A 16,740-nucleotide genomic window follows, 5' to 3' on the forward strand; every position below is an offset into this window, starting at 1 on the left:
GTCGGAACAGTTCTGAAACGCACGCATGCAGCCTGCATACCTCTGCGATTCAGCCCCAGTCTCTCACGCATGACACTCAGCCCAGAAACCCGCTTGCCTGCCAGACTACCGGCTGGCCTGCGCTGCTTGCTTTACAGATGCCGGAGCGGATTGCTGGTTATCCTGCGCGGTAAGCACTTCCACAGTCCCGCTGGCCCCATAGATTTTGCAGAACTGCACCCATGCTTCCGGCAGCAGGCGCGCCAGACGCTCGGCCCACGCTTTCTGGCCGGCTTCATCCGCAATCAGATCCTGCCGGATTTCAATTTCCAGATGCGGTAGCTGCCGTTTTTCACCGTGCAACGGGATGGTATAGTCGGACGTATCGGTAAGCGCATAAGGCTCGTTGTCCCCCACTGTCAGACCATCCTGCCGCAGCAGGTCGAGCATGATGTGGGCCAGACGCGAATCCTGATTATGCAGGATACCGGCCTGCCATGGCCGCCTGAAGCCGCGCATTTCCGGCGTAAAGCTGTGCAGCGCCACAACCGCCGTCGGGCGACCGGCTTTCAGACGGGCATCCAGTTCCTGCGTAATACGAGCGTGGTAGGGATGCAGAATGGTCTCATGCCGGGCAGCAATCTGCTCCGGCGTCAGCCCCTCATTGGCGGGAACGGGCGTGCCATCACTCGTGGTGACAATAGAGGTGGGGTGGTCGGGGGCACGGTTACAATCAATCACCAGCCGGGAATAAACCTGCTCAATCAGCACCGCAGGCAGCAAAGCGGCTAACTGACGGCCCACGCCATCAATCCCGATATCCCAGCCAATGTGGCGCGCGCGCTCTTCCGCACTCACGCCCAGATCCCCCAGCGCGGCCGGCACGGCGCGGCCTGCATGGTCGCTCACCAGCACAAAGGGGCTGCCCTGATCGGTGCCATAGACGGCAAAACTTGAAGCTGTTTCTGCGGCGCTATCCGTCATCCTGCGTCCTTCCATTACGCAAAAAGGCCACCACGGGCAAAACCGGGCGGCCTTCTGCTCAGCACTCCGGCGTTTTGCCAGAAGTCTTCATGCCTCAGCCTTTGGCGGAAGAGACAACCACGCCAGCTTCATCAGCCTGAGCGCGCAGCAGACCGGCATCTTCACCCGTCAGGCCTTCATCATCCAGTTCCGCATCCGTCAGGTCATAGACCAGATAGACCGGGTCGGCCCCGTCCAGCGATTCTTCGCCACCCAGATCGTAGGAACGGGCTGCCACATATTCAGGCCCGCGCATTTTCTCTTCAATTTTCTTCACGGCTGCAATCGGGCTTGCGGCCTTCATGACTTCCAGCAGCACATTCGGGCCGGGATCAATCACAGCGTAGGTCGTAAGTTTGTTCGTTGCACTCATAGTCATGAACTCCTTGGAATCCTGTTCCTCTTGCCTGCGCAAGATAGGGATGATCCCGCGTTACGAAAACCCATGCCGCGTAGCAGGGCAGCCCCGCCCTCACAACAGGTGATAACGGCATCATGGCGTATCCTCACGGTTTGCGCCACGGCGCGCGCATCAGTAGGGTGCACGCTTTGCACGCTGCACCCACGGGCCTGACCCACCGGATGCAGCACACAGACACTTTTTAAGGATACGGGTTGGGGCATGACATGTCTCTGAGCAGCACGGACACCACCAGCACGGCCGCCGGGGCCAAAGCAGACGCCAACATGCAGTGGGGCGGCCGTTTTGCCGGTGGCCCTTCCCAGATCATGCAGGCCATCAACGCCTCGATCGGGTTTGATAAAGCCATGTGGAAGCAGGATATCGCAGGGTCTCTGGCCCATGCGGCCATGCTGGCCCATACCGGCATTATCTCTGCTGAGGATGAAGCCGCCATCCGCGAAGGCCTGACGGCCATCGGCAAGGATATTGAAGCCGGACGCTTTGAATTTTCCGAAGCGCTGGAAGATATTCACATGAATATCGAAGCCCGCCTGTCCGAACGGATTGGCGAGCCCGGCAAACGCCTGCACACCGCCCGCTCCCGGAACGATCAGGTCGCGACCGACTTCCGCCTGTGGACGCGGGACGCGCTGGACGGGCTGGACCAGCAGGTGGCCTCCCTGATGCGCGCCCTCGCCCGCCGTGCGGAAGAGCATGCCTCAGACCCCATGCCCGGCTTTACCCACCTGCAAACCGCGCAGCCCGTGACGTTTGGCCACCATCTGATGGCCTATGTGGAAATGCTGGCCCGTGACCGTGGCCGTCTGGCAGACACCCGCAAACGCCTGAACGAATGCCCGCTCGGCTCCGCAGCGCTGGCAGGCACGTCCTTCCCCATCGATCGGAAGATGACGGCTCGCACGCTGGGCTTTGACCGCCCGACGGCGAACTCACTCGATTCCGTGTCGGACCGGGACTTTGCGCTGGAATATCTCTCGACCCTGTCCATCATGGCCATGCACCTCTCCCGTCTGGCGGAAGAGATTGTGATCTGGTGTTCCTCACCGTTCTCCTTCATCCGCCTGTCCGATGCGTTCACTACCGGCTCCTCCATCATGCCGCAGAAGCGCAACCCGGATGCGGCTGAACTGGTGCGCGCCAAAACAGGCCGCATTACCGGCAGCCTTGTCAGCCTGCTGACGGTGATGAAAGGCCTGCCGCTGGCTTACGCCAAAGATATGCAGGAAGATAAAGAGCCGGTTTTTGCCGCGACCGATGCTGCCGCCCTCTCCCTCGCCGCCTGTGACGGCATGGTGCGGGATATGACGGCTAACACGGCGCAGATGCGTGCGCTGGCTGGCTCCGGCTTCTCCACCGCGACTGACATTGCCGACTGGCTGGTGCGGGTGCTCAAAGTGCCGTTCCGGACCGCGCATCACGTCACCGGTCGACTGGTCGCCAAAGCGGAAGAAAAAGGTGTGGATCTGGCGGATCTGTCTCTGGCAGAAATGCAGGCGGAAGAACCCGGCATTACGGACGATATCTATTCCGTGCTGACGGTCGAAGCCTCTATTGCCTCCCGCACCAGCGAGGGCGGCACCGCTGGCAGCAATGTGCAGCGTGAAGCCCGCAAATGGCTGGCCGCACTGGATGCTGAACCTGCGGCTGAACACAAAGGGGCCTGAGCATGAAGATCCGTCTGATTGTCAGCTTTCTGGCGCTGGTTGTGCTGGCCCTGCCGCTGAGCGGCTGCGGCAAGAAGGGCTCTCCCCACGCGCCGGGGCCGCAGGATAAAATCATCTATCCGCAGGGCTACCCGCCCGCCGACTAAGCTGGCGTGATGACTGGCAATCTGTCAGGCTGGCGGTATAACAGAACAAACACGCTCCGGGTCCGGCAGAAGCCGCCCTGCCGCATGGGTGCCGGAGCATTTTATTTTCAAGGCTTACGCGCCCCATGGCCGATGATGTGACGTTTCATGACCCGGACCCATCCGTTGCGGAGCTGCTGGCCAGCCGCCCGTTTCTGGAGATGGACCCGCTCTGCGGCCTGATGCTGGATGGCGTGGCGCTTAACGCCATTGCGGATAAAGTTGGCACACCCTGCTGGGTGCTGAGCGGTGATACCCTGCGCGCGCGCATGCACCGGATGCGCCAAGCCATGCAGGATGCCGGACTGAACGCTTCCATCCATTATGCCGTGAAGGCCAATGATCATCTGGCCGTCCTCTCCCTGCTGCGTCAGGAAGGCTTTGGTGCGGATATCGTCAGCGGAGGCGAACTGGCTCGTGTGCTCAAGGCTGGCATCCCGGCCAGCCACATCGTGTTTTCCGGGGTGGGCAAAAGTGATGCCGAGCTGGAGCATGCCATTGGTCTGGGCATTGGGCAGATCAATGTAGAAAGTGCGGAAGAGCTGGACATCATTTCCGGCATTGCCAGCAAACTTGGCAAAGACGCCACCATCACCCTGCGCGTAAACCCGGACGTGGACGCTAAAACCCACGCCAAAATCACCACCGGACTGGCCGCCAACAAATTCGGCATCCCGTATGATGACGCCGCAGCCCTCTACACCCGTGCCGCAAGCCTGCCCGGTATTCGCGCGGTCGGGTTCTCCACCCATATTGGCAGCCAGATTACTTCCGTCGCGCCTTATCGCGCTGCATACGCCCGCATTGCCGAACTGGTGCAGACCGTGCGGGCCGCGGGCCAGACAGTTGAGGTTGTGGATTGTGGCGGCGGCCTTGGCATTTCCTATCGCAACGAGCCGGAAGGCCAGCCGGAAGCACTGGCCGGGGCCATCAAGGCAGAACTCGGCGGCCTGAATGTCCGTCTGGCCATTGAGCCGGGGCGCTGGCCCGTTGGTCCCTCCGGTCTGTTGCTCAGCACTGTTATTCTGAACAAGGCGCGTGGTGATGAAGCCCCGTTCCTTGTGCTGGACGCCGCCATGAATGACCTGCTGCGCCCCAGCATGTATGATGCCTGGCATGGCATTGTTCCCCTCAGCCCGCATGACGCCGCCCTGCCCGCAGGCCCGGCGCATGTGGTTGGCCCAGTGTGTGAAAGCGGGGATACCTTCGCGCGGGACCGCGCCCTTCCCCCTATGCAGCGCGGCGCACGCGTGGCCATTCTGGATACCGGGGCCTATGGCGCTGTGATGAGCTCCACCTACAACAGTCGCCCGCTGGCAGCGGAAGTGCTGGTGGACAAGGGCGCGTGGCACGTAATCCGCCCGCGCCAGCCGCTTGAAGCCCTGTGGCAGGATGAAAGCGTGCCCTCCCACCTTGCCGGAACCGCATGAAGACGGCGGATCTGAAACAGGATCTGGCCTCCTCCACTGCGGACGGAGGTTCTCTGGCGGCCCGGCTGGCGACCGTCCGCCAACACGCGGCCTATGTGCTGCATACCGAACAACTCTGGCCCGCTCTTCAGCCCACGCTGGCGCTCCTTGGCGTGTATGGCGTGGCGGGGCTTTTACGCCTGCCGCAACATCTGCCGGACGGGCTGCGACTTGTGGCTGTTGCCGGATGGCTCAGCCTGTGTGGCTGGCGCCTGCATAATGACCTCTCCCGCCTGAAGGCCCCCACAGCGGCCGCCATTGACCGCCGGATTGAACGCGCCTCCGGCCTCCACAACCGCCCGCTCGCCACCCTGACAGATCAACCTGCCGGTGCCCGCAAAGGCCAGCCGCAACCGTTGTGGCAGGCTCACCAGCAGCGTGTTCTGGCCTCTCTTGGCACGTTACGCGCCGGATGGCCGCGCCTGCTGCCTGCCAGCCCGGCGCGCCGCTGGATAGGGGCCGCTCTGCTGGCGGCTTTGGTTGGCACCGGGGTTATGGCAGGGTCGTCCGCGCCCGGTCGTCTTCTGGCAGCGTTCATCCCCGGACGGGATGACCCGGACGTGCCGATGGCGCATGTGGAAGCGTGGATTACCCCTCCGGCTTACGCGCCGGAAGCCCCGGTTTTCCTCAACCCTAATGCTCCCGCTCCCTCTGTACCAGAAGGCGCGCGGCTGACCGTTATTGTCACAGGCCTGTCCTCCCACCCCGTTCTGCGCAGCGCAGGCGGGCTGGTCATGCAGGATGAAGCCCGCCAGACGCTGGACCGGCAGAGCTGGAAAATTCAAGTCACCCTCCACCACAGCGGCCTTGTGCGCGTAGCCGGACGAGGCCGCACCCTTACCCGCTGGCCCGTGACAGTTCTGCCCGATGCTGCCCCCACCGCTGCATGGGGCCCTAACCCCGGCGCTGGCAAAACAGACTGGCGCACCCGCCTGCCGTATGAAGCAGCACATGCCTACGGGCTGGCCTCGCTCTCCGTGCAGTTGCATCTTGTGCATCCGGGGCGCGGGCCGTCCCGCACGCTCACAGTGCCTCTGCCCCTCAGCGGCCATCCCAAATCAGCCAAAGGCCTTAGCACGCCGGACCTTTCGGAAGATCCATGGGCAGGCGAAGAGGTGACCGGCAACGTCGTCGCGACCGCTGTCAGCGGACATGAAGGCCAGAGCAAACCGGCCACCTTCCGGCTGGGCGCGCGCGTCTTCCACTCCCCCGTGGCCCGCGCAGTGCTGGACCTGCGCAAACGCTTTGCTCTGGGGCGCGAAAGCCGGAGCGAAACCGCAACGGACCTCGCCGCCCTTGGGGAAACCCCCGGCCCGATTAATGATCACACGGGCATGTTCCTGACCCTGACGAGCCTCGTCGCTATGCTGGACGACAAGGAAGTGGATACGGAAACCGCCCGCACCAGCACGACTAATCTGCTGTGGGATCTGGCACTGGATATTGAAGACCGCCGCAAAGGCGATGATGCCAGTGCTCAGGCCTCCATTGAGGTGCGCGCCGCTCAGGCAGCCGTGGCCCAGCAGTTGCAGCATATGCGGGAAGACGGTCAGCAATCCCCGCAGGCGCGTGAGGAACTGGAAGCGCGACTGAAAACCCTGAAAGACGCCATTGCCCGCAAGATGCAGGCTCTCGCGGCGCAGGCCATGCGGGAACATACGGCCATTCCGGATCTGCCCGGTTTTTCCAAAGCCGGAGATAAGGCGTTTTCCCGCCTGATGCAGCAGTTGCAGCGTGATGCCGCCAACGGCCACTCCGCCGAGGCCCTGCAACGCCTGCAACAAATGGAAGACGCCACGGAGCGCATGCGCAACGCCACCCCGCAGGATATGGCGGCCATGGCGCAACAGATGGTGGCGCAGCAGAAAGCGCGTGAACAGGCCGCCGCTCTGCGGGACCTGACGGGTAAGGAAACGTCCCTGCTGGACCATGCTCAGTCCCGTCTGGATGAAACACTTCGCGCTCAGGCCCGCCAGCAGAACGACATGGACCCGGACGAAGACGGGGATGAGGATTACGGTGCCATGTCCACCTCTGAACTGCTGCGTAAGCTCGGCCTCCCCGTGCCCCCCGGCACTGACCAGAACGCCCCCTCGCCACACGCAGCCCCTCACCATCCCGACACCTCTTCGGACGATGCCCAGCAACCCGCTCTGGATCCGGCCAAAGCTGAAGCACAAGCCGCTGCGCGCCGCACGGACCGCGCCACCCAGCATGCACTGGACCGCGCGCTGGATGAGCTGAAAGACGAATTCAAGGAACTCACCGGCAAAACGCCCCCGGCGTTCTCCGACGCCCAGAAAAGCATGCACGATGCCCGCAAGGCTCTGGCCGACGGAGATGATGCTGCCGCCGCCACGGCGGAAGAAAAAGTGCTGGAAGCCCTGCGCAAAAGCCGCCAGCAGATGCAGGACACCATGAAGGGCAACGGCCAGAACGCGACCCCGAGCTTCCTGCCCGCTTTTGGCGGCAATAGCGGCGGCCAGTCCGGTGGACAGGGTGAAGGATCGCAAGGTCAGGGCAGCGGGGACGAAGGGGATGGCGGTGCGTCCCCCTCTGATGACGCGGATGACAGCGACGGTCAGGATAACGCCAAAGGCAAGCGTGACCCGCTGGGCCGCCGCATGGGTGAAGGCGGGGATCAGGCCCCGGATGACGGCACGCATATCCCCGATAACGTCGCCCGCCAGCGCGCGCGGGAGATTGAGCAGGAACTGCGCCGCCGCGATTCCGACCGCACGCGCCCGCAGCAGGAACTGGACTATCTGGACCGTCTGCTCAAACCGTTCTGAGGTCAGAAAAGGACGGCCTTGGCCTTGCCTACCCGCCATCAAAAGCCCTAGGGTCTCACCATCTTTAAATGGATATGAGTATCGGCTTTTATGGCTCGTTTTCTTGTTACTGGTGGCGCCGGATATGTTGGCAGCCACGTTGTCCTGGCCCTTCTGGATGATGGGCATGACGTTGTGGTGTTCGACAGCCTGCGCACGGGCCATCGCTCAGCCGTGCCGGATGCGGCAACGTTCATCCATGGAGATCTGGCGGATCTGGAGTGCCTGAACCGCGTTCTGGCCGATGGCCCGTGGGATGGCGTCCTGCATTTTGCCGCCCTCTCTCTGGTGGGTGAAAGCATGCAGGACCCGATGCTGTATATGTCCGCCAATGCGGGCATCGGCTTCGGGCTAATTGATGCCTGCGTGCGCCACGGCATCAAACGGTTTGTGTTCTCCTCCACCGCAGCGCTGTTTGGCTCTGCGGGGGATGAACCGATCAGCGAAGATACACCTGTTGACCCCGGCTCCCCGTATGGTGAGAGCAAATACATGGTGGAACGCGCCCTGTACTGGGCCGACCGTATCCATGGGCTGAAGAGCGCCTGCCTGCGCTACTTCAACGCCGCCGGGGCTGACCCTGCTGGCCGTGCAGGGGAAGACCATCGCCCCGAAACGCATCTGATCCCGCTGGTGATTGATGCCGCCCTCAAGCGCCGCGCGGCTCTGACCCTGTTCGGGCAGGATTACCCGACGGCAGACGGCACCTGTATCCGTGACTATGTGCATGTCACGGATCTGGCCCGCGCGCATCTGGCCGTTCTGCCCCTGCTGAACGAGAAGAGCGTGACGTTTAACGTCGGCACCGGGCGCGGCAATTCCAACCGCGAGATTATCGAAAGCGTTGCCCGCGTGACCGGGCTTGAAGTGCCCTGGCAGGCCGGTGACCGTCGCCCCGGTGACCCGCCGTGTCTGGTCGCCAGCCCCAAGCGCCTGATGGCCGCCACCGGCTGGGCTCCGGAATTCACGGATATCGACCGGATTGTGGAAACTGCCTTTGCATGGCGCAAAGACCACCCGCAGGGTTATGCAGACTAAGCCGCAACACTTTACCTCTACCCTGCGTAACGTCTGTTCGGAGCCATTACGCAGGGCTTTGGCTACGGGGTTTGGGGTCGCCGCATATGTAACAGCCGGGGCAGCCATGTCTCTGCTGTTCCCCGGTCTGCCTGCTTATGCAGAAGGGCCGGACTACCGCACCCATCTGGCCGGGGTCACGCCGTTTGCGGACCCCAGACAGCGCGTCTCCACCACGCAGGCCCCGTGGTCAGCCATTGGCCGGGTGCAGACAGAGCTTGGCTCCCGCTGCACCGGCTTTCTCATCAGCCCTGTGCTGGTGGAAACCGCAGCGCATTGCCTCTGGCTCACGCAGCCTCAACGTTTTGTTCAGCCCACCAGCGTGCATTTTCTGCGCGCCTATAGTGGCGATAAATTCACGGCCCATGCCCGCGTTGTCCGCTTTATTGTGCCTCCCGGTTATTCTCCCAATCAAGAAAGCCTGAGTGCCGGGCTGGACCACGCCACACTGGTGCTGGATCACCCGGTTGCCCGCCCGGATGAGGTCTTTCACGTCAGCACCACTCCTGACGCTATCGAACCCGGTATGGCGGTTGTGCTGGGAGGCTACGAGCAAAACATGCCGGACGTCATCACGGCGGATTTGCATTGCCATATGACCGGCCTGACGCACGACAGAGGCGGCAATCCTCTGTTCTCGCATGATTGTGCGGGCACGCACGGCAGCAGTGGCGCCCCCCTGCTCTATCAGGACGCCTCTGGCTGGCATGTGCTTGGAGTGCAGGTTCTGGCGAGCGGCGCCCATGCAGGCGGTCAGGCTGTGCCGCTTTTAAATAGCCGCAGCGGCACGTCGGAAGATCCGCAATAGCGGTTTCCTCCCAGCGCAACACGCCATCCTGCATTTTACCTTACGGTGGCCAACACGCTTTTTCACAGCCTCCGCACGCACCATTTCTGGGACCGCAGGGCGTCTGTGCTCCTGTTAGTCCTGCGCAGGCAGTCCTTCACTCCGCGCCGCAGCATCCAGAATCGTTTTGAGCAAACCGGGGAATCGCGCTTCCAGCTCGGCATCCCGCAGGCTGTTCATGTGGTTCACGCCCACCACCACAGTCCGCACCAGCCCTGCTTTTCGCAGCACGCTAAAATGGTGAGAGACGGAGGATTTCGGCCTGCCTCCCTGCAACGGAGCACAGGGTTGCGGCTGCAAAACCGAGAGTTTCTGCACAATGGACAGCCGATACGGGTCAGACAGCGCATGCAGGATAGCCGTTAACCGGAACGCCTCTGCTGGTGGATGCTCATACTGCTTCATACGTTTTTCCTGCCCTTTGCCCTTGCGCACGATGATAGTTCGACTATTGTCGAACTATTCGCTCACCCGCTTCATTTTGAAAAAGGGCCTCACCCATGCCAACTCTCTTTGACCCCTATACCTTAAAAGACGTCACCTTACGCAACCGTATTACCGTTGCCCCCATGTGCCAGTATATGGCGCAGGATGGCGTGCCGAATGACTGGCACCAGGTGCATTACGCCGGCCTTGCCCGTGGTGGCTCTGGTCTGGTGGTGGTGGAAGCAACGGGTGTTTCTCCGGAAGGCCGCATCACCCCGGGCTGCCTCGGCCTGTGGAATGATGAACAGGCTGCGGCTTTCGCCCCGATTGTGGAGTCCATCCGCAAGGCTGGCGCTGTGCCGGGCATTCAGATTGCGCACGCAGGCCGCAAGGCAAGCGCCAATCTGCCGTGGGAAGGAGACGACCACATTCCTGAAGGCGACCCGCGCGCCTGGCAGCCCATTGGTCCCTCCGCCATTCCGTTTGGTGCCAACCTGCCCCGCACGCCGACGGAAATGACGCTTGATGATATTGCCCGCGTGAAAGCGGACTTTGTCAAAGCCGTGGAACGCGCCCGGGATGCAGGCTTCCAGTGGCTGATGCTGCATTTTGCGCACGGCTATCTGGCGCAGAGCTTCTTCTCCCCGGACGCCAACAAACGCACGGACCAGTATGGCGGCTCTGCTGAAAACCGTGGTCGTTTTCTGGTGGAAACACTGGAGGCCGTGCGGAAAGTCTGGCCGGAAAACCTGCCGCTGACCATTCGATTTGGTGTGATTGAATTTGACGGCCATGACGATGAAAACCTGCGGGATTCCGTCGCCCTGCTTAAAAAACTCAAAGAGTCCGGGCTGGATTTTCTGGATGTGAGCATCGGCTTTTCCACCCCGAATGGTCAGATCCCGTGGGGTGCGGCGTTCATGGCGCCCTACGCACAGCAGATCAAACAGGAAACCGGCCTGCCCGTTTCCACCTCCTGGTATATCAGCGAAGGACGACAGGCAGATGCGCTGATCCGCACCGGCACGCTGGATACCGTGGCTCTTGGCCGCCCTCTGCTGGCTGACCCGCACTGGCCCTACGCTGCGGCGCGTGCCGTGCATAAAAAGCAGCCCGCTGGCGTTCTGCCCCCGCCGTATGGCTGGTGGCTGAACCGTTACCAGTAAAGCCTGCCAGTGCCCTCTCTGTTTGTCCCGATCAAGGACAGCAGGGAGGAGTTCCTTGCGGATGCGACTACTTTGTAAAAGCGCTGAGAGAGCGGAGCCACGCGCTACGCTCTCTCAGATAAAGTCAGATAATCTGAGGATATTTTAAAAATCTCTCACTCAGATTTAAAATACCTCAGAAACCCCACTGCCTGAATTTTCAAAACAGCGCCTTAGAAACTCTGCGAAAAACGGCTTACTCCTGAATGGTTTTTCAGGAGTCCTTTTTCAGCATTCCAACGCACTGCTCCGGCCCAGGAAAACTGCGGTTGCGCACGGCTTCAGCATACTCTGCCACGGCTTTGTCCACCTGTTCACCAATAGCGGCAAAGCGTTTGACAAAACGCGGAGTGAAATCAGAGAAAAGCCCAAGCATGTCTTCCCCGACAAGAATCTGCCCACCGCAGGCCGGAGAGGCCCCAATGCCGATTGTCGGCACGGAGAGCGTTTCTGAAATCTCACGCGCCAGCGGTTCCATTGTGCTTTCAATCAGAACGGAAAAAGCCCCGGCTTCCTCAATCGCTTTTGCATCCTGCATCACCTGCTCAGCCTCACTCCCGCGCCCTACGGTGCGAAAGCCTCCATGCGTGTGCACAGACTGCGGCTTAAGGCCGATATGGCCGATGACCGGGATACCGCGCTGGGTAAGGAAGTGGACGGTTTCAGCCATTTCCACGCCGCCTTCCAGCTTGACGCAACCAGCGCCTGTCTTCGCCATGATCTCGGCAGAAACGGCAAAGGCCTGCTGCGGGCTCTGCTGGTAGCTGCCAAATGGCAGATCGATCGCCACACAGGCGTTTTGGCTCCCGCGCACCACGGCCTGCCCATGCGCAATCATCATCTCCGGCGTAACGGCCAGCGTGGAGTCCATGCCATAGACCACCATGCCCAGAGAATCCCCCACCAGCAGGAGGTCACAATGCGGGTCCATCAGGCGGGCCATGGGAGTGGTGTAGGCCGTCAGCGCGACAATGGGGGCGTCTAACGCCGCGAGGGACCGCGGGGTGTGCCGTCTGGCTGTCACATGTTTGCTCAAGACTGTTTCTCCTGCTCAAAAAAGCTGCTGAGCGGCACCTTTCACGCCTGATGGCACCCCTGTCCACCCATCGCCTGCAAAGTTTTTTCCTGAATACGGAAAGAGAATGAAAACAGAGTGTTGACAACAGGCCGCCTGACCTCTAATTCCTCCCTCAACAACCCCGGAGGAGTGCCCGAGTGGCTAAAGGGGGCGGACTGTAAATCCGCTGGCGTACGCCTACGTTGGTTCGAATCCAACCTCCTCCACCATTTTTCCTGAAAATAAAAATATCTGCTTAGCACTTCGTAAATACGAATTGTGCTGCGTTTACTCTACAGATTTTATCTGTGGGGCAATTTTGCGTGTACACGCTCTGAAAGCGGCAGCATGCAACTGTGTCCCCATGCAGCATTCTGCACAGTGGGTTCTAATCCCATCCCCTCTGTCACAAAACCTCAAAACACGGCATCAGAGAAACGAACTCTCAGGATTACTGCCTCAGCATCGCCCCTGCCCATCCAGATACTTCCGCAGGCCCTTGCGGCCTTTTTTGAGCAGTATTGGCAGGATCAGCCGCCAGACGCGGGGCATCATCAGCATCAACTGTGCCAGAATGCCGTCTGAGCTGGGGCAGAACACCTCCGCACGCGGGCGGCGCAGCAGGCCCATCACAATAGCTGCTATGCCGTCTGCCGTGGCGGGGGCCGTGACGAAGTTGAGCGGTGAGCCCCCGTTATCAATCTCGCGCTTGAGCATGGGCGTATCGACCGCCCCCGGAAAAACGGACGAGACATGGATGCCGCGTTTGCGCACATCCTGCGCCAGAGAAAGCGCGAAGCCACGCAGCCCAAACTTGCTGGCCGTGTAGATGCTGCTCCCCTCCAGCGGCACGAGAGCCGCCATGGAGTTGATAAACACCACATGCCCGCCAGAAGGGATATGCGGCAGCAGCTTCATGGTCAGGAGAATGGGAGCTTCAAGATTGACGGCCAGCTGGCAGGAGACAGCGGCGGTATCCCCGCCGCCCATGCGCTGCGGCACAATCACCCCGGCAGAATGCACCAGCACCTGCACGCGGCGGTCGAGTGCGGCAATCTGCGCCACAACCTGTTCAATCTGCTCAGGCTTCGTCAGGTCGCACGGTATCGGCGTGACAAATGGCTGTTCCTCGCCCCCGCTCCGGCTAAGCGCCAGAACATGATAGCCTGCCGCCACCAGACGGCTGACAAGCGGCACACCAATGCCACCCGCGGCTCCGGTTACAAGGGCCAGCGGGCGGGTTGAAGAGCGAAGATGTTCAGAAGTCGTCACGAGAGCAAAGCCATCCATTCTTTTGGCTAGCATTCGCCCTTTTTGGTGAGACGTGCAAGAGAGGCTACCTGGTTACCAGCCTTACAGTACGCGCCCGGCTACCACCTTCAGCTTGCTGATAAGCGCAGGGTCCCGCGCTTCCGGGGCGGTAATCAGGGCGTATTCCAGCGCTCTGTCACACCCGGCAGAACACAGGCCGCGCGGCTGGCCGAGGGCAGGAATCACTGCTTTCACCAGCGCTTTGGCTTTGGCGGAGTTGCCCTGCATGGTTTTCACCACACCCTCCACCGTCACATTGTCGTGGTCTTCGTGCCAGCAGTCATAATCCGTCACCATGGCGACGGTTGCGTAGCAAATCTCGGCTTCCCGCGCCAAAGTCGCTTCCGGCATGTTGGTCATGCCAATCACGGAGCAACCCCATGAGCGATAGAGGTTGCTTTCCGCACGGGTGGAAAACTGCGGGCCTTCCATCACCAGATACGTGCCGCCACGGGTCGCCTCAATATTCAGCGCTTTGGTCTGGGCTTCCAGCACGTCACCAATACGGGCGCACAGCGGGTCCGCCATAGAGATATGGGCCACGCAGCCCGTGTCAAAAAAGCTTTTTTCCCGCCAGATGGTGCGGTCAATAAACTGATCAACAATCACAAAATGCCCCGGCGGCAGCTCTTCTTTCAAAGACCCGACGGCAGAGAGCGAGACAATGTCCGTCACGCCAGACATTTTCATCGCGGCAATATTGGCGCGGTAATTCAGGCGAGACGGCGGAATGGGGTGGCCCCGGCCATGGCGCGGCAGGAAGACGCAGCGCACGCCATCCAGTCTGCCAAACAAAAGCTGGTCAGACGGCAGACCCCACGGGGTTTCAACAGTCCGCCATTCCTTCTCTTCCAGCCCGTCAATATCATACAGGCCGGACCCGCCAATAAGACCGATGACGGGTTCCACAACTTCATTTTGAGACATGAGACCAGATTCTCCGTTTCAGGATAACAAGAAGACAGGCGAGAAAACACAGATAGAGCCCAACCCCAACCCCCAGCCTGCGTTTGTCATCTGCATGCGGGTTGGAAATCCACGCCAGAAAGGTTGTGACATCCCGCGCTTCCTGCTGCGCAGTGGGCTGGGTGCCATCCGCATACAGCACAGCATGATCCCGCAACGGCGGCGGCATGGCTGTGCGATGGCCAATGGCATAGGGGTTGGCAAAGCCTGCTTCCGGTGGCGTAGGCGCAGGATGCCTCTCTGCATCAGTCCCTGCGGCAGAGGCAGGAGCCTTTACAGGTGTATAGCCCGTCAGCAGCGCATACACACGGTCCGGCCCACCAGGATAGACCTGTGTAATGCGGGACAGATCAGGCGGCACCGCGCCACGATTGGCGGCGCGTGCGGCATCCGGGTCCGCATAAGGCCGGGGCAACGCATCATCCGGGGTGGCTTTGCGGTGTTTGAGATGCCCTTCCGCATCCCGCCCTGCGGCAACCTGCCAGGAGGCGGCAAGCGCCGTTACCTGTTCCGGGGTCAGCCCCATATCGCCAAGGTCAGAAAAATGCACCTGCGTCAGGCTGTGGCAGGAGGCGCAAACTCCGGCAAACACCGCATAGCCGCGCTGCACGGCGCCCAGATCAAAATGCCCTAACGGCCCGTTGAAAGACCAGTTTTGTGCAGGTGCATGAGCCGGAGCACCCGGGGGAGGCGCAGCCTGCGCGGAGGCCATGAACGCACCCTGCCCAGCTGGCACGAAAGAGCAAACCAGCACGCCGAGCGCAACCGGCGGCAGCCTGCGCAAGCCACCCCAACGGCCAGCCGCGAGAGACCGCACCGGGAAAGACATCCGCGCCTTCAAGACCGTGCCTCCTTACGCGCCAGCCGACTGTAAAACGGCAAAAAACCGAGGAAATAGAGGTAATAGCCCAGCGTTGCCAAACGCCCGACCAGCAACCAGACGCCCTGCACATGATGCCGCCCCGCAAGCCCGGCCAGCACGAAGGAGCAGACCAGCACCGCCAGCGCCACACGTGGGAGCCATCGCAGACCGCCCCACCGGCCAGCCACAAAGGTGGCGGATGCTCCCCGGTCCAGCCAGGGCACAAACAACAGGATGGCCACCGCGCCGCCAGACACCAGTAGCCCGAAAAACTTGGACGGCACGGCCTGCAACATGCCGTAAAACGGCAGGAAGTACCATTCCGGCTCAATGTCCGCAGGCGTGTGCAGAGGATTGGCCGGACGGTAATTTTCCGCCTCGGTCACTAGTCCCGACCAGAAGCACATCACCAGCGTGAACAGAATGGCCAGCACCACCACGCCCAGACCATCCTTGACGGTAAAATAGGGATGGAACGGCAGCATCCGTGCCCGGTTCTGCCCTACAGGCCCGGATGGGCTGGTGCTGCCGCGGGCATGCAGAACCGCCACATGCAGGATGACCATGCCGACAATGGCAAAAGAGAGCGTGAAATGCAGCACGAACATCCGGTGCAATGTGGCCGTGCCCGGCGCGTCACCGCCCAGAAAAACGCGCTCCAGCATGTTCCCCACAAGCGGGATCGCGCCAACGGCTTTGCCTGCCACGTCCGCACCCCAATAGGACATCTGGCCCCATGGCAGCACGTACCCGGCAAAAGCAGTGATCATCACCATCATCAGCAGAACTGTGCCCACACCCCACAGCCCCTGACGCGGCGCACGGTAGGAGCCGTAACACAGCCCCCGGAACACGTGCAGATAGAGAGCAGCCATGAAGAACGTGGCCCCCGTCATATGCATGCTGCGCAAAAGCCAGCCGAAAGGCACGCGCCGCTCCAGTGTTTCGACAGAAGTAAAGGCCAGCGAGGCATCAGGCGTATAGGTGAGCGCCAGTGTCAGGCCGCTCAGCAGCATCAGGGCCAGAACGGCCACCAGCATGGCGCCAATGGTCCACAGCACGTTGAGGTCTCGCGGCAGGAGAAACGCCATATATTCCCGCACAAACTCATAGGCCGTATGCGTCTGAGCGGGACCACCCGCTACGGAAGCAGCCGGTGTTTCCGGCACGGGTTGCACCGAAACCGGCCCCGTTGGCGGCTGATAGGCCTGATCCTGACACGATGGTGTGCCTGCCATCCGTTCCCCCTCACCTCTTCCAGATACCGCATCCCGAACGCCGTACAGAACAGTGTTGTCGTGTTTAACGATGAACGGCATGATCTTGCAATGATCGTCAGGAAGGCGCACCTCTAAGGCCTTTAGCAGGCGCGGGTGAGCCTCCATCCGCGCGTGAGAGGAAAAAAGACCCGGCT

The 16,740-nt window shown here is 61.4% G+C and carries 15 protein-coding genes and 1 tRNA gene; 8 read left to right on the forward strand and 8 right to left on the reverse strand.

The features are described from left to right. Positions 1-105: 105 nt before the first annotated feature. Complete coding sequence (locus AD930_RS16980; RefSeq protein WP_082781965.1) at positions 106-963, reverse strand: N-formylglutamate amidohydrolase; 858 nt, start codon at positions 961-963, stop codon at positions 106-108. Positions 964-1,057: 94 nt separating this feature from the next. After that, the gene (locus AD930_RS16985) at positions 1,058-1,381 is read right to left on the reverse strand and encodes a hypothetical protein (protein WP_061507126.1); all 324 of its coding nucleotides are present in this window, start codon (positions 1,379-1,381) and stop codon (positions 1,058-1,060) included. A 248-nt stretch (positions 1,382-1,629) separates the two neighbouring features. Between AD930_RS16985 and argH the strand changes: the two genes are divergently transcribed. The 6 genes from argH to AD930_RS17010 all read left to right on the forward strand — a co-directional run bounded on the left by argH (position 1,630) and on the right by AD930_RS17010 (position 9,460). Next, the gene (argH, locus tag AD930_RS16990; RefSeq protein ID WP_061507127.1) at positions 1,630-3,090 is read left to right on the forward strand and encodes an argininosuccinate lyase; all 1,461 of its coding nucleotides are present in this window, start codon (positions 1,630-1,632) and stop codon (positions 3,088-3,090) included. Positions 3,091-3,092: 2 nt separating this feature from the next. Continuing rightward, a complete protein-coding gene (locus AD930_RS18145) occupies positions 3,093-3,236 on the forward strand; it encodes a hypothetical protein (RefSeq protein ID WP_167375208.1) in 144 nt (47 codons plus the stop codon). 125 nt (positions 3,237-3,361) lie between these two features. Further along, on the forward strand, positions 3,362-4,705 hold the full coding sequence (gene lysA / locus AD930_RS16995; RefSeq protein ID WP_061507128.1) for a diaminopimelate decarboxylase: 1,344 nt from the start codon (positions 3,362-3,364) through the stop codon (positions 4,703-4,705). Further along, positions 4,702-7,536 carry a DUF4175 domain-containing protein gene (locus AD930_RS17000; protein WP_061507129.1) on the forward strand — a complete coding sequence of 945 codons (2,835 nt, stop codon included), beginning with the start codon at positions 4,702-4,704 and terminating at the stop codon, positions 7,534-7,536. Before lysA ends, AD930_RS17000 begins: the two co-directional genes overlap by 4 nt. A 90-nt stretch (positions 7,537-7,626) precedes the next feature. Continuing rightward, entirely contained in the window at positions 7,627-8,613 is a 987-nt protein-coding gene (gene galE, locus AD930_RS17005) for a UDP-glucose 4-epimerase GalE (protein ID WP_061507130.1), read from the forward strand. After that, a complete protein-coding gene (locus tag AD930_RS17010; protein ID WP_082781966.1) occupies positions 8,603-9,460 on the forward strand; it encodes a trypsin-like serine peptidase in 858 nt (285 codons plus the stop codon). Before galE ends, AD930_RS17010 begins: the two co-directional genes overlap by 11 nt. A 114-nt stretch (positions 9,461-9,574) precedes the next feature. Here the strand turns inward: AD930_RS17010 and AD930_RS17015 are convergent, their stop codons facing one another. Beyond that, complete coding sequence (locus tag AD930_RS17015) at positions 9,575-9,904, reverse strand: ArsR/SmtB family transcription factor (RefSeq protein ID WP_061507131.1); 330 nt, start codon at positions 9,902-9,904, stop codon at positions 9,575-9,577. A gap of 95 nt (positions 9,905-9,999) precedes the next feature. Between AD930_RS17015 and AD930_RS17020 the strand changes: the two genes are divergently transcribed. Further along, the gene (locus AD930_RS17020; RefSeq protein ID WP_061507132.1) at positions 10,000-11,091 is read left to right on the forward strand and encodes an NADH:flavin oxidoreductase/NADH oxidase; all 1,092 of its coding nucleotides are present in this window, start codon (positions 10,000-10,002) and stop codon (positions 11,089-11,091) included. Positions 11,092-11,344: 253 nt separating this feature from the next. Here the strand turns inward: AD930_RS17020 and panB are convergent, their stop codons facing one another. After that, positions 11,345-12,166 (reverse strand): 3-methyl-2-oxobutanoate hydroxymethyltransferase, encoded by an 822-nt coding sequence (gene panB / locus AD930_RS17025; protein WP_061507133.1) that lies wholly within the window; start codon positions 12,164-12,166, stop codon positions 11,345-11,347. A gap of 165 nt (positions 12,167-12,331) precedes the next feature. Between panB and AD930_RS17030 the strand changes: the two genes are divergently transcribed. Next, positions 12,332-12,417, forward strand: a tRNA-Tyr gene (locus AD930_RS17030). A 229-nt stretch (positions 12,418-12,646) separates the two neighbouring features. On the opposite strand, the gene AD930_RS17035 is transcribed toward AD930_RS17030, so the two are convergent. From AD930_RS17035 to AD930_RS17050, 4 genes are all read right to left on the reverse strand, one after another. Then, entirely contained in the window at positions 12,647-13,459 is an 813-nt protein-coding gene (locus AD930_RS17035) for an SDR family NAD(P)-dependent oxidoreductase (protein ID WP_244150642.1), read from the reverse strand. A gap of 81 nt (positions 13,460-13,540) precedes the next feature. Then, on the reverse strand, positions 13,541-14,425 hold the full coding sequence (locus tag AD930_RS17040; protein WP_043552134.1) for an S-methyl-5'-thioadenosine phosphorylase: 885 nt from the start codon (positions 14,423-14,425) through the stop codon (positions 13,541-13,543). After that, complete coding sequence (locus tag AD930_RS17045) at positions 14,412-15,176, reverse strand: cytochrome c1 (RefSeq protein WP_061507188.1); 765 nt, start codon at positions 15,174-15,176, stop codon at positions 14,412-14,414. Before AD930_RS17045 ends, AD930_RS17040 begins: the two co-directional genes overlap by 14 nt. 125 nt (positions 15,177-15,301) lie before the next feature. After that, positions 15,302-16,675 carry a cytochrome b gene (locus AD930_RS17050; protein WP_244150643.1) on the reverse strand — a complete coding sequence of 458 codons (1,374 nt, stop codon included), beginning with the start codon at positions 16,673-16,675 and terminating at the stop codon, positions 15,302-15,304. Positions 16,676-16,740: the final 65 nt, after the last annotated feature.

It is taken from the genome of Acetobacter malorum, assembly GCF_001580615.1.
Taxonomy (GTDB): domain Bacteria; phylum Pseudomonadota; class Alphaproteobacteria; order Acetobacterales; family Acetobacteraceae; genus Acetobacter; species Acetobacter malorum.